At 66.2% G+C, this 12,214-nt stretch carries 11 protein-coding genes; 4 read left to right on the forward strand and 7 right to left on the reverse strand.

Annotated elements, in window-relative coordinates; translation table 11 throughout:
- Window positions 1–10: 10 nt before the first annotated feature.
- Window positions 11–1,156: a UDP-galactopyranose/dTDP-fucopyranose mutase family protein gene (locus tag B2585_RS02510; RefSeq protein WP_292019640.1), complete on the reverse strand. Its 1,146-nt coding sequence runs from the start codon at window positions 1,154–1,156 to the stop codon at window positions 11–13.
- A 124-nt stretch (window positions 1,157–1,280) separates the two neighbouring features.
- On the opposite strand from B2585_RS02510, the gene B2585_RS02515 reads away from it, so the two are divergent.
- Window positions 1,281–2,147 carry a 2-dehydro-3-deoxygalactonokinase gene (locus B2585_RS02515; protein ID WP_292019642.1) on the forward strand — a complete coding sequence of 289 codons (867 nt, stop codon included), beginning with the start codon at window positions 1,281–1,283 and terminating at the stop codon, window positions 2,145–2,147.
- Here the strand turns inward: B2585_RS02515 and modC are convergent.
- The 3 genes from modC to modA are packed head-to-tail and all read right to left on the reverse strand — an operon-like array spanning window position 2,144 to window position 4,674.
- Window positions 2,144–3,226, reverse strand: a complete 1,083-nt coding sequence (modC, locus tag B2585_RS02520; protein ID WP_292019644.1) for a molybdenum ABC transporter ATP-binding protein — start codon at window positions 3,224–3,226, stop codon at window positions 2,144–2,146. The two genes, B2585_RS02515 and modC, sit on opposite strands and share 4 nt — an antisense overlap.
- The gene (modB, locus tag B2585_RS02525) at window positions 3,223–3,912 is read right to left on the reverse strand and encodes a molybdate ABC transporter permease subunit (RefSeq protein WP_292019646.1); all 690 of its coding nucleotides are present in this window, start codon (window positions 3,910–3,912) and stop codon (window positions 3,223–3,225) included. The genes modC and modB overlap by 4 nt, the downstream gene beginning before the upstream one ends.
- Before the next feature lie 3 nt (window positions 3,913–3,915).
- A complete protein-coding gene (gene modA, locus B2585_RS02530; protein ID WP_292019648.1) occupies window positions 3,916–4,674 on the reverse strand; it encodes a molybdate ABC transporter substrate-binding protein in 759 nt (252 codons plus the stop codon).
- Between the two features lie 158 nt (window positions 4,675–4,832).
- On the opposite strand from modA, the gene B2585_RS02535 reads away from it, so the two are divergent.
- The 3 genes from B2585_RS02535 to B2585_RS02545 all read left to right on the forward strand — a co-directional run bounded on the left by B2585_RS02535 (window position 4,833) and on the right by B2585_RS02545 (window position 8,444).
- Window positions 4,833–6,275, forward strand: a complete 1,443-nt coding sequence (locus tag B2585_RS02535) for a mannose-1-phosphate guanylyltransferase/mannose-6-phosphate isomerase (protein WP_292019650.1) — start codon at window positions 4,833–4,835, stop codon at window positions 6,273–6,275.
- Between the two features lie 296 nt (window positions 6,276–6,571).
- Window positions 6,572–7,444, forward strand: a complete 873-nt coding sequence (locus B2585_RS02540; RefSeq protein ID WP_292019651.1) for a hypothetical protein — start codon at window positions 6,572–6,574, stop codon at window positions 7,442–7,444.
- A complete protein-coding gene (locus B2585_RS02545) occupies window positions 7,416–8,444 on the forward strand; it encodes a Hint domain-containing protein (protein WP_292019653.1) in 1,029 nt (342 codons plus the stop codon). The genes B2585_RS02540 and B2585_RS02545 overlap by 29 nt, the downstream gene beginning before the upstream one ends.
- A gap of 6 nt (window positions 8,445–8,450) precedes the next feature.
- Here B2585_RS02545 and B2585_RS02550 read toward each other — a convergent pair whose 3' ends face one another.
- The 3 genes from B2585_RS02550 to B2585_RS02560 are packed head-to-tail and all read right to left on the reverse strand — an operon-like array spanning window position 8,451 to window position 12,148.
- Complete coding sequence (locus B2585_RS02550) at window positions 8,451–10,334, reverse strand: bifunctional sugar phosphate isomerase/epimerase/4-hydroxyphenylpyruvate dioxygenase family protein (protein ID WP_292019655.1); 1,884 nt, start codon at window positions 10,332–10,334, stop codon at window positions 8,451–8,453.
- Window positions 10,335–10,338: 4 nt separating this feature from the next.
- On the reverse strand, window positions 10,339–11,634 hold the full coding sequence (locus tag B2585_RS02555) for a TRAP transporter large permease (RefSeq protein WP_292019657.1): 1,296 nt from the start codon (window positions 11,632–11,634) through the stop codon (window positions 10,339–10,341).
- Entirely contained in the window at window positions 11,627–12,148 is a 522-nt protein-coding gene (locus B2585_RS02560) for a TRAP transporter small permease (RefSeq protein WP_292019659.1), read from the reverse strand. Before B2585_RS02560 ends, B2585_RS02555 begins: the two co-directional genes overlap by 8 nt.
- Window positions 12,149–12,214: the final 66 nt, after the last annotated feature.

Below are 12,214 nucleotides of genomic sequence, written 5' to 3' on the forward strand. Positions count from 1 at the left end.
GTAAACCGGCCTAGAGCGGTTGCGCGGAGAACACCGGGAGCGGCACGCCGCTGTCCATCGCGACGGCAAAGGCGGTGGCCGTGTCCAGCGCCTCGCGGATGGTGACGTCCATGTCGAGGTAGCGGTAGGTGCCCAGCCGCCCGACGAAGGTGACGCCGCTTTCGGCCTCGGCGCGCGCGACGTAATCGGCCAGCAACGCTTTCTCCTCCACCAGACGGATCGGGTAGTAGGGGATGTCATCGGGGCCGCAGGCGCGGGAAAACTCGCGGTAGAGCACGCTGCCTTCATGCTCCTCCCACGTTGCGAAATGCTTGTGCTCGGTGATCCGGGTGAAGGGCACGTCCGGGTCGCCGTAGTTCATCACCGCGCAACCCTGCCAGTCGCCCTCGGCCGTGAAGCGTTCGAAGTCGAGCGTGCGGTAGCCCAGCCGCCCGAGGTCGTAGCCGAAATACCCGTCCAGCGGGCCCGACCAGACGACGTGGTCGTGGTCCGCGCGCATCGCCGGATCATAGGGTGTGGAGAGGCTCAGGGTGATGTTCGGATGGTCGAGGATCGCCTGCACCAGCGGCGTGTAGCCGTGCTCCGGCATCCCCTGGAACCTATGAAAGAAGTAATTGTCGTCATAGTTGAACCGCACCGGCAGCCGCTTGAGAATCGAGGCGGGAAGCTCGGTCGGCGAGCAGCCCCACTGTTTCTCAGTGTAGCCCTTGAAGAAGGCTTCGTAGAGGTCAGGGCCGACGAAGCGCAGCGCCTGTTCCTCGAACGTCTGGGGGTCGTTGATGGAGGTGTCGGCCTGCTCCTCGATAAACGCGCGCGCCTCGTCCGGGCGCATCGTCTTGCCGAAGAACTGGTTGATCGTATGCAGGTTGATAGGGAGCGAATAGACCGCGCCCTGCGTCGTGGATTTCACCCGGTTGCGGTAGGGTTTGAACCGCCCGAAGGCGTTGACGTAATTCCAGACCTCTTCGTCATCCGTGTGGAAGATATGCGGGCCGTAGACGTGGACCATGACGCCCGTTTGCGCGTCCCGTTCGGTATGGCAGTTGCCGGCGACGTGGTCGCGGGCGTCGATCACGGTCACGTCGTGCCCGGCCTCGGCCATGCGCCGCCCGATCACCGCCCCCGAGAACCCTGCGCCTACCATCAGGAATTTCATGGATTTTCCTCCGCTGACGCGCCCTCCTGTGCCACGAAGGCCGGGGTCGCGCAAGGCGCGGGCTTGTCGCGCCGGCGGTTATGGTGGCACAACGATGTGGCTTGTTTTTCTGAGGGGCGATGATGTGAGCAGGGACGGGTCCAACTGGATGGCCGTCGACTGGTCCGAGGGCCGGTTGCGGATTTGGGTGATTGGCGCGGATGGTGAGGTCGCGGCGCGCGAAGAGGCCGACGTGGGCGGTGAGACCGGGTATGAGGCGGTCCTCGGCCCGCTGATCGCGCATCATCTGGACGACGACAGCGAGACCGACATCCTGATCGCCGGCGATCCGGCGGGGCCGGAGGGCTGGCGCGCGCCAGAGCTGCGCGCGGTGCCGTGCCGGCCGCCCGAGGCGGGCGATGTTACGCCCGTCGAGGCGCGGGACGGACGGATGCGCGTGTCGCTGGTCACGGGTATCCGGCAGGAGACGCCTGCGGGTCTGATGCTGTCCGATGCCGTGCGGGTACGTGGATTCCTTGCGCTCAACGATACGTTTGATGGGGTGCTGTGCCTGACCGGGATGCGCACGCGCTGGGTCCATATCAGCGCAGGCGAGATCGTCAGTTTCCAAAGCCATTTGACCGGCGACCTGGTGCGCCAGACACTCGCCGGTCTCGGTGTGTCGGGACAGCCCGGACAGGGGATGGGCGAGGCGGTGTCGGATGCCCTGTCCCGGCCCGAAAGCCTTGCAGCGCGGCTGGGGTCCATCGAGGCCGCGCACCGGCTGGGGCGGGCACCCGAGGCTGATGTTCTGAACGAGGTCTGGGGCCTGTTCCTCGGGCTGGAACTCGCAGGTGCGCGGCCCTACTGGCTGGGTCAGCGCGTGGCGCTGGTGGGGTCGGGCACGCGGATGGAGGCCTATCGCAGCGCCATGTCCGCGCAGGGGGTCTTGCTGGAAACCGGGGAGGAAGAAGACACTATTCTTGCCGGATTCCGCGCGATCCGGGGCTAGGCCCCGACCGCGTCGCGCGCCACGGACACGGCTTTCAGGACCGCAAAGACCTGTTGCCCTTCGCGCAGGTTCATCGTCGCGACCGAGCGGCGGGTGATCCGAGCGAGGATCAGGTTGCCGCCCGCCGAAAGCTGCACCAACGCGCCGGGGCCGTCGCCCATGCGGATGTCGCGCACCGTTGCTTCGAACACGTTGAGCGCCGAGATCCCCTCGGGCCGGGTGGTGGCGAGCATGACGTCCTGTGCTTCGATATGGACCCGGAGCGGGGTGCCCACGGGCGGCGCGACACGGGGGATGAGAATACGTAGGCCGCCCGCGTCCAGCTCGGACACCCCGTCGTCGTGATGGGCGATCACGGTGGCCTCAAGAACCGCGCCTGCGGCACCGGGTCCGAGCGGGGTGACGCGCGGGTCCGCCATGACTTCGCCCGCCGGTCCGGCCGCGCGCAGGCCGCCGTCCTCCAGCACCGCGATGGTGGTGGCGAGGCGTGCGACCTCGGCGGCGGCGTGGCTGACGTAGAGGATCGGGATGTCGAGCTCGTCGCGCAAACGCTCGAAATAGGGAAGGATCTCGGCCTTGCGGTCCTCGTCCAGCGCGGCGAGGGGTTCGTCGGCGAGGAGCATCCGGGGTCTGGACAGAAGCGCGCGCCCGATGGCGACGCGCTGCCGCTCGCCGCCCGAAAGTGCGCCGGGTCGGCGGGTGAGGAGCGCGCCGATCCCCAGCATCTCGATCACCCGGTCGCGGGCCGGTCCGGTCGCGCCGGGTGGTGCGAAGCGGGTGCCATAGTCGAGGTTGCGCGCCACGCTCATGTGCGGAAACAGCCGCGCGTCCTGAAAGACGTAGCCGAGACGGCGCTTGTGCGGTGGAAGCCAGACGCCGGTATCGCTGTCCATCAGGACCTCGCCCCCGACCGCAATGCGCCCCCGGTCGGGGCGGGTGAGGCCCGCGACGGCGTTGATGACGCTGGTCTTGCCCGACCCCGAGCGACCGAAGAGCACCGTGACCCCCGCAGGCGCGGTGAAGGCGACCTCAAGGGTGAAGGCGCCGAGGGTCTGGTGAATGTCGATCTCCAACGTCATCCGCGCACCCTCCGCGCGATGCGCTGGGCCGCGACCTCGGACAGAATGAGCGCGAGCATCGCGATGGCGATGGACACCGCGACGAGGCGCAGGGCCGAGCTTTCGCCGCCGGGCACCTGAAGGAAGGCGTAGATCGCGGAGGGCAGCGTTTGGGTCTGGCCGGGGATGTTGGAGACGAAGGTGATCGTCGCGCCGAACTCCCCCATCGCCTTGGCGAAGGCGAGGATGGCACCGGCAAGGATGCCGGGAAGGACCAGCGGCAGGGTGACGGTCAGAAACACGCGGATGCGGGAGGCGCCCAGCGTGGCCGCGGCCTGTTCCAGTTTCGGGTCCACCGCCTCGATGGACAGCCGGATCGCGCGGACGAGAAGCGGGAAGGCCATGATCGCGGCGGCGAGCGCGGCGCCGGTCCAGCGGAAGGCGAAGACGATGCCCAGCGGTTCGAGGACCGCGCCCAGCGGCCCCTGCCGCCCGAACGTCAGGAGCAGCAGGTAGCCGGTCACGACGGGGGGCAGGATCAGCGGCAGATGGACGAGGCCGTTGAGGATCTGTCGCCCCGGAAACCGCCAGCGGGCGAGCGCATAGGCGACGAAGATACCGAGGGGAAGCGAGGCGAGGGTGGCCCAGATGGCCACCTTGAGCGACAGGGCCACCGCCTGCCATTCCTGCGGCCCGAGCCAGTCCACCCGCTACTCCGGAATGACGCCGAAGCCGGCGGCGGTGAAGATCGCGCGCGCCTCCGGTCCGGTGAGGAAGGCGAGGAACTCCTGGTTCACGGGGTTCCCGCTCGACGTGGTTGCGGCCGCCGGGTAGACGATGGGCGGGTGGCTGTCCGCCGGGAATGTGGCGAGGACGCCCACGCGCGGTTCGGCGCGGGCGTCGGTGGCATAGACGATGCCCAGCGGCGCCTCGCCCGTCGCGACGAGGGCCAGCGCGGCGCGCACGTTGTCGGCCTGCGCGACGCGGCTCGCCACCTGGGGCCAGAGAGCCAGCGCCTCCAGCGCCGCCTTGCCGTAGATGCCCGCCGGGACGGCCTCGACCAATGCCATTGCGAGGACGCCATCGCCAAGCTGCGCGGCAAGGTCCGTGTCGGGGCCGAGCGTGATCGGTTTCGGACGGCCCGGTGCGATAAGGACGAGGTCGTTCCGCAAGACCTCCACTTCGCTGTCGGGGTCGATGGCGCCGTTTTCGATGAGGTTGTCAATCCACGCCCGGTTGGCCGAGATGAACAGGTCCGCGGGCGCGCCTTGCGCGATCTGGCGGGCGAGGACGGACGAGCCAGCGAAGGACAAGACGACGTCGTGTCCTGTCGCGGCCTCGAACTCCGCGCTCACGTCCTCCAACACCTCGCCAAGGCTCGCGGCGGCGAACACGGTGATCTGTCCGGCCCCGGCGGTGAGGGGCAGGAGGGTCAGAAGGGCGGTGAGGAAGAGGGGCAAGCGTCGCATCACGCCACACCTTAACCGCGCCGCTACCCCCGGTGGCAAGCGGTCATTTGGCCGCCGGGGTTGGGAGTGCGCCGGGCCTAACTTCTTGAATCCGCCTTGAGATCGTCATGGTCGCGGGGCAAGGTAAGCGCGATCTCAAGCGTCGAAAGGGACCGCGGATGAGCACCAAGACGATCACGCCCGTTCTGCTGTGCGGCGGCTCCGGCACGCGCCTGTGGCCCTTGTCGCGCAAGAGCTATCCCAAGCAGTTCGTGCCGCTCGTGGGTGAGACGACGCTGTTCCAGTCTTCGGCCAAACGGCTGTCGGGCGGGACCGACGCGATTTCGTTCGAGGCGCCGGTGGTCGTGACCAATTCGGATTTCCGGTTCATCGTGACCGAGCAGCTTCACGCCATCGGGATCGACCCCGGCGATATCCTGATCGAACCCGAGGGGCGCAACACGGCGCCTGCGGTTCTGGCCGCGGCGCTGCGGATCGCGGCGACCAATCCCGAGGGGATCATGCTGGTGGCGCCTGCGGATCACGTCGTGCCGGACGAGGCGGCGTTTCACCGGTCGGTTGAGGCAGGGCTCGCGGCAATCGAGGCGGGCGACCTCGTGACATTCGGGATTACGCCGACCCGGGCCGAGACAGGCTATGGCTACCTCGAACTCAGTGAAAAGCCGGATGCCACCGGCGCGCCGATCAAGCTGGGACGGTTCATCGAGAAACCGGACGCGGCGCGGGCCGAAGAGCTGGTCGCGGCGGGAACTTACCTGTGGAACGCGGGCATCTTTCTGTTCCGCGTGGCCGACATCATCGAGGCGTTCGAGGCCCATGCGCCCACGCTCATCGACCCTGTGCGCAGCTCGCTGGACGAGGCGCGGGTGGATCTTGGGTTCCTGCGGCTCTCGCCGGAGGCGTGGCAGGGGGCCGAGGACATTTCCATCGACTACGCCGTGATGGAGCGGGCCTCGAACCTGTCGGTCGTGCCGTTTTCGTCCGAGTGGTCCGACCTTGGCGGCTGGGACGCCGTGTGGCGCGAGGCGGGGCCGGATGCGGACGGGGTCGTCACCTCGGGCGACGCGACGGCGATTGATTGCACGAACACGCTGCTGCGTTCGGAGAGCGAGCGACTGGAGGTCGTGGGGATCGGGCTCGACAACATCTTCGCCGTGGCGATGAACGACGCGGTGCTGATCGCGAACATGGACCGGGCGCAGGACGTGAAGCTCGCGGTCAATGCGCTCAAGGCCAAGGGTGCCGATCAAGCCACGCATTTCCCCAAGGATCACCGCCCGTGGGGCTGGTTCGAGAGCCTTGTCGTGGGCGGGCGGTTTCAGGTGAAGCGTATCCTCGTCCATCCCGGTGCGTCGCTCTCGTTGCAAAGCCATTACCATCGTTCCGAGCACTGGATCGTGGTCGAGGGCACGGCGAAGGTGACGGTGGAGGATACCGTGACGCTCGTGACCGAGAACGAGAGTGTCTATATCCCGGTCGGCTCCAAGCATCGGATGGAGAATCCGGGGCGGGTGCCGATGGTGCTGATCGAAGTGCAGACCGGCACCTATGTCGGTGAGGACGATATCGTCCGGTACGAGGACATTTACGCACGCGATTGAGGTCAGGTGACCGATCCTGGCGGGTCATTGGCCACTTTCCGAAAACGGATTGTTTCCCTTTCTGCCTTTTTGGTCCGTTTCCGCATGAATTGTGGCGGGATCGCCCGCTGGTCTGAGGCTTTGCGCCACCCTCGCCGCAATCTGGCGCCGTTGTCACCAAATCGTCCATTTTGCCTTAAATACGCATCAATTTGTGACGACTCGCCCCCAATTTCGTCCCGAACTGTAGGTAAACCTTACCTTCAGGCGGCCCCGAGACCCGGTGGCTGCGACAGATTGACCGAAAGGCGGATGGCGTGGCCAGAGCGCAGGCAGGACAGCAAGGCAAGGCCGGGGGCATGAGCGCGACCGACTTCGTCGCGCGCGTCGGCCCGGCTTTGTTCGACGCCTTTGCCCATGCCGATGCGGCGCCCTCGCTGGACGTGTCCTTCCTGAAACACTCGGCCCACTCGGTCGTGTTCCGTGCCGAGATGGACGGGGGCGATGTGGTGGTGAAGGTCTTTGGCGAGGGGGAAAAGGCGTCGGATCGTTACCAGCGCGAGCTTGGGGCGATGGAGGCGGCGCGGGCGAGCGGACTTGTTCCGCGCCTTCGGGGCCATGAACCGCGCACCCGCGCCGTGATCCGTGACTTTGTTCCCGGCCGTCCGTTGAACGAGTCGGTGACGTCCCGCACGCTGGCCGCCACCTGCACGCGGTTGGGCCGGTGGTACGGCGCGTTTTCGCGTATTCGCCGCGTGGACGGCACGAGCGGAAACTGGGGTGAATACCTCGATGGGGTCGCGGCGCTCGATGGCTGCGGGGCCATCTCGGATGTGTCTCTGTTCCTGCGCGATTTCGACTTTCCCTGCGTCTCGCTCGCCAAGAACGACGCGGCGCTGTCCAATTTCATCCTGTCCCCCGACCGGGGACTGCTGGGTATCGATTTCGAGTGCGCGCGGTTCAAGCCGCTTGGCTGGGATATTCTGCTTACGGCGCGGGCCTTGTCGCGCAACTGGCCGGGGCGGACCGACGAGGTCTGCGACATCCTGTGCCGCGAGTTTTGCAGGTCGGGGATCGGTCATTTCGATCGGTTCCGCGTCCTGACCAAGAGTTTTGTAATCGGTTCGCTGTTCGAAAAGACATTCATTTCGGAGGCGCCGAATGCCCGAGACGCTCACGATCAACATTGACGACGCGACCCTGCCTGAAAGTGGGGGTTTGCTGGAAATCGACGTGTCGGATTTCGCCATCGACGAGGATGATGCGAACATCATCACGTTTACGGACGGAGGTGATTTCGCCGGAGGTGACGCGTCGGGGATCGAGTTGGCGTTCATGGGAAAAGACGACGACGAGCCGGACGAGTTCTGGTTCGACCTCGCCGCGTTCAATGACGACTTCAGCATCGAGATCAAGAGCGAGGGGCCGGAGGACACTTTCTTTTTCACACATGTCGACAGTTTTTCGGTCGCGGGCGGGATCTACACGATCAACTACAAGGGGTCGGATGATGTGATGCAGACCATCACGCTCGATCCCGGCGCGGCGTCGGTCATGCTGTTGTGCCTTGCACGCGGGACCAGCATTGCAACACCGACGGGCGAGGTGCCTATCGAGCGGCTCGGGGTGGGCGATCTGGTGCTGACCGCGACGAACGGGCCTGCGCCGATCCTGTTCGCCGGGCGGCGCAAGGTGACCTTTCCGGCGGGCGATCACAGCCAGAAACCTGTGCTGATCCCGGCCCACGCCATCGCGCCGAATGTGCCGGAGGCGGACCTGTCCGTGTCTCCCCTGCACCGGATTTTCCTGTCCGGGCCGGGGGTCGAGATTGCGACGGGGCACCCGGTCGTGGCGGTTCCGGCAAAGGGCCTCGTCGGTTGGAGGGGGATTCGCCAGAAGTCGGGGCAGCGGCAGATCGAGTATTTCACGCTTCTTCTGCCTCGCCACGAGGCCATTCTTGCCGAAGGTGCGCCGGTCGAGAGCCTGTTTCCGGGCGAGCAGGCGCTGGCCCATCTGCCGGACGCTGACCGGCGCGAGATCGAGGCGGCGATGCGGGACAACGATGTTTCCTGCGATCCGGCGGCCCCGTTCCTGACATCTCAGCAGACGCAGGAGCTGGTCGCGGACCTGCGAGATTTCGCGGTGCACGAGCAGGGCGACCCGATCATTCACGAGCTCGCACCGGCCTGACGCGCGCTACTTGCTGGGAACGCCCTTGCTGCGCCGCTGCCGCTTCTGGGCGGCGATCCGGAACGGTGCGTTCGGGGCGCCGAAACCCGCGTAGCCCGGCTCGCGTTGCAGGATCTCGAAGAACAGCCCGCCCGCGAAAGCGCGGGAGTAGGTCTGGAAGAACGCGCCCGTGTCGGTTTCATCATAGAGCAGGTTGAGTGTCTGCATCCGCGCCAGAAGCGCGGGGTCGATGTCGAACCGGGCGGCGAGGTCGTCATAGTAATTCTGCGGCATCGGCAAGGGTTCGAATCCCCGCGCGGCGAGGGATTCGGCGGTGGCGAAAATATCGTCGGTGGCGAGCGCCACATGCTGCACGGATGCGCCGAAGGTTTCGGACAGGAACCGCCCAGCGAGCGTGCGGTGGCTGTCGGCACCGTTCAAGGTGATGCGTAACGCGCCATCCGGACTTTCGACGACCTGACTGCGCACGAGCCCGTCGGGGTCGAACACATCAACCATCGGCGATTTCCGCATGTCGAAGATCGACGTGTAGAACAGCGTCCAGGACAGCATGTCTTCATAGCTCATGGTCTGGGCGAGGTGGTCGATCCGGGTGATCCCGGCGCCCTCGGGGGTCGTGCCCGCGCCGAACTCCACGTCCCAGACATCGGCCAGCCCGCTGCGGTCGTCGATGAAATGCAGCACCGATCCCGACAAACCGCGGATCGCGGGAATGTCCAACTCGCCCGGTCCGATGGGTTGTGCGAACGGTTCGGTCCCGAGCGCGGTGGCACGCGCGGTGACGGCCCCGGCATCGGCGACGGCGAGCCCGATGTCGCAGACCGTGGTGCCGCGCGTGTTGAAGGTGGCGCCCGCGTGACCCTTGGTCTCCTGATTCACAACGATGCGGACCTCGCCCTGCTGCCAGAGCGTGACTGCCTTGTTGCGGTGGGTGCCGGTTTTCGTGAACCCCATCGTTTCAAGCAGGGCCTCCAGCGACTGTGCCTCGTCCCCGCGAGTCGCGAATTCGACGAAAGACACGCCATCCGCCCGGACCCGCCCGGGCATCTCGGGCATGTCGAGCGTGAGCCCCGGTTCGGTCCGCCGCACATCGTCCATGAGCGCCATGAGCGAGCGGTAGCCGTCCTCGGCCACGCCGCGGGTGGAGCCGCCGCGGAACTGGTCGTTGAAGATTTCCAGGCTGACCGGTCCGGCGTAGCCCGCCGCCATGACCGCCCGCATGAAGGCGGTGACGTCGAGGTCGCCCTCCCCCGGCATGTTGCGGAAGTGGCGCGACCAGTAGAGCAGGTCCATGTCGATGCGCGGCGCGTCGGCCAGTTGCACGAAGAAGATCTTGTCGCCGGGGATGCGCCGGATCGTTTCTGGGTCGATGTCCCGGGCGAGCGTGTGGAAACTGTCCAGAACCAGCCCGATGTTGGGATGGTCCGCGCGCCGCACGATTTCCCACGCGTCGCGGTGATCGTTCACATGGCGGCCCCAGGCCAGCGCCTCATACCCCACGCGCATCCCGCGCGCCGCCGCCCGTTCGCCGAGCGCCGCGAAGTCGTCTGCCGCGCGGTCGATGCCGCCCAGTGCTTTCGGGTGGCACGAGGAGCAGTAGAGGACAAGGTCCGTGCCCAGCTCTGCCATCAGGTCGAACTTGCGCTCGGCCCGGTCGAACGCCTTGGTCCGGTAAGGCTCCGGCAACCCCTCGAAGTCGCGGAAGGGTTGGAACAGGGTGATGTCGAGCCCGTGGTCGCGCACCATCCGCCCCACGTCGCGCGGGCTGCCGTCATGGGCGATGAAGTCCTGCTCGAAGATCTCGATGCCGTCGTACCCCGCCGCCGCAATCGCTTCCAGCTTCTCGGTCAGAGAGCCGGAGATGGAGACGGTCGCGATGGAGGTTTTCATGGCGTTATCCCTGGTAGCCGAGCAGACGCGGCAGGAAGAGCACGAAATCCGGGACGAAGGTGATGATCATCAGCGCCACGAACAGCGCAAGGATGAAGGGCACCACGTCACGAATGATCCGCCCGATCGGCTCGCTGGTGATGTTCGACGTGATGAACAGGAGCAGCCCGTAGGGGGGCGTGATGAGGCCGAGCATTGCGTTCACCACCACGATCACCCCGAAATGGACAAGGTCGATGCCCATCGCCTGAACGGAGGGGATGAGGATCGGCACGATGATGAGCAGGATCGCCCCGCCTTCGAGCACCATGCCCAGAAGCAGGAACAGCACGTTGATGACGATCAGGAACTGGAACCGGGTGAATTCGTATTGCGACAGCAGATCCGCGATGGAGACCGGCAGTTGTTCGCGCGTGATGACGTAGTTGAACGTGATCGCGCCTGCGACGAGGACACCGACGCTCGCCGTCGAGCGGGCCGAGCCGAGGAGCGCCTCGTAGAACGCCTTGAACGTCACCGAACGATAAAGCAGCACCGAGATCAGGAGCGCGTAGAACGCCGCGACCGCGGCGGCCTCGGTCGGGGTGACGATGCCACCGTAGATGCCTCCGAGCAGGATCACGGGCAGCATGAGCGCGGGCAGCGCCTTCCACGTGATCCTGGGCAATTCGCGCAGTGGCACCACCTCGTCCACCGGGAAATCCCGGCGGCGTGCGATGATGTAGTTCATCACACCCATGGCGAGCGCCATGAGCAGGCCGGGCGCCATGCCAGCGGCGAAAAGGAAGCCGACCGACTGGTCCGAGACGATGGCATAAAGCACCATCGGGATCGACGGCGGGATGATCGGGCCGACCGTGGCGGTGGCTGCGGTGATCGCGGCGGCGTAGCTTTTGGAATACTTCCCGTCGCGGGTCATCAGGTTGATGATGATCTTGCCCATGCCCACCGCATCGGCGACCGCCGAACCGGACATGCCCGAGAAGATGAGCGACGAAACCACGTTCACATGGCCCAGCCCGCCCCGGAACCGGCCCACCAGCGCCTGCGCGAACCGGAGTAGCCGGTCGGCGAGCGACCCGATGTTCATGATGTCGGCGGCGAGGATGAACAGCGGGATCGCAAGCAGCGTGTAGTTGTTGAACAGCCCCTGCAACATCGTCTCGGAGGCGATCGAAGGGTCGAACCCCATGAGGACGAGGTAGACGAAGCTCCCCCCCATCATGGCGAGCCCGACGGAGGCGCCGAAGAGCGACAGGATGACGATCAGGATGAGCGTCAGGGTGAACGGTTCAATCATAGTCGTGCGTCTCCGCGCTCGCCCCGGTGTCGAACCGGGGGCCCGATCCCGTGATGCCCGCCCAGGCGGTCATCAGGCCGCGCACGGCGACCGACAGGGCGAAAGGAATGTAGATGATGAAGACCCAGAAGAACGGCACGCGGATATAGGCCGTCCGCTCGCGCATCATGAAGTCGATGTAGTCCCAGCTGGCAGGCAGGGTGTAGAGAAAGATCCCTGCGATGGTCAGCCCGGTGAACACATCCATGACCCGGCGCGGCCCGCGCGGCAGCGCGGAGTAGAGCACGTCGAGGCGGATGATGTCGGTCTCGCGCACCACGAAGGCGAAGCCGAACAGGATGCCCCAGAGCCAGGCGATCGTGACCCATTCGACGGTCCAGCCCACCGGCAGGTTGAGGAAATAGCGGAAGACGACCTGAAGCAGAAACGTCACGAACATCGAGAACAGGAGCAGGGCGAGGAAGTTCTCGGCCCGCCGCCCCAGCCAGGTCCACACAGTCTTGAGCCGGTCCATCCGCCCCTCCTTGGAAAAACGGCAGGCGAGTGATCCCGCCTGCCGCCGTTGCGTTATGCGTGCCGA

The sequence above is a fragment of the Maritimibacter sp. UBA3975 genome (assembly GCF_002384975.1).
Lineage (GTDB): Bacteria > Pseudomonadota > Alphaproteobacteria > Rhodobacterales > Rhodobacteraceae > Maritimibacter.

What these genes read in the sequence shown, in the direction of transcription:
- B2585_RS02560 (WP_292019659.1), bottom strand. Translation starts at nt 12,148, where the DNA reads ATGGACCGGCTCAAGACTGTGTGGACCTGGCTGGGGCGGCGGGCCGAG.
- modC (WP_292019644.1), bottom strand. Translation starts at nt 3,226, where the DNA reads ATGACGTTGGAGATCGACATTCACCAGACCCTCGGCGCCTTCACCCTT.
- B2585_RS02535 (WP_292019650.1), top strand. Translation starts at nt 4,833, where the DNA reads ATGAGCACCAAGACGATCACGCCCGTTCTGCTGTGCGGCGGCTCCGGC.
- B2585_RS02545 (WP_292019653.1), top strand. Translation starts at nt 7,416, where the DNA reads ATGCCCGAGACGCTCACGATCAACATTGACGACGCGACCCTGCCTGAA.
- modA (WP_292019648.1), bottom strand. Translation starts at nt 4,674, where the DNA reads ATGCGACGCTTGCCCCTCTTCCTCACCGCCCTTCTGACCCTCCTGCCC.
- B2585_RS02510 (WP_292019640.1), bottom strand. Translation starts at nt 1,156, where the DNA reads ATGAAATTCCTGATGGTAGGCGCAGGGTTCTCGGGGGCGGTGATCGGG.
- B2585_RS02550 (WP_292019655.1), bottom strand. Translation starts at nt 10,334, where the DNA reads ATGAAAACCTCCATCGCGACCGTCTCCATCTCCGGCTCTCTGACCGAG.
- B2585_RS02555 (WP_292019657.1), bottom strand. Translation starts at nt 11,634, where the DNA reads ATGATTGAACCGTTCACCCTGACGCTCATCCTGATCGTCATCCTGTCG.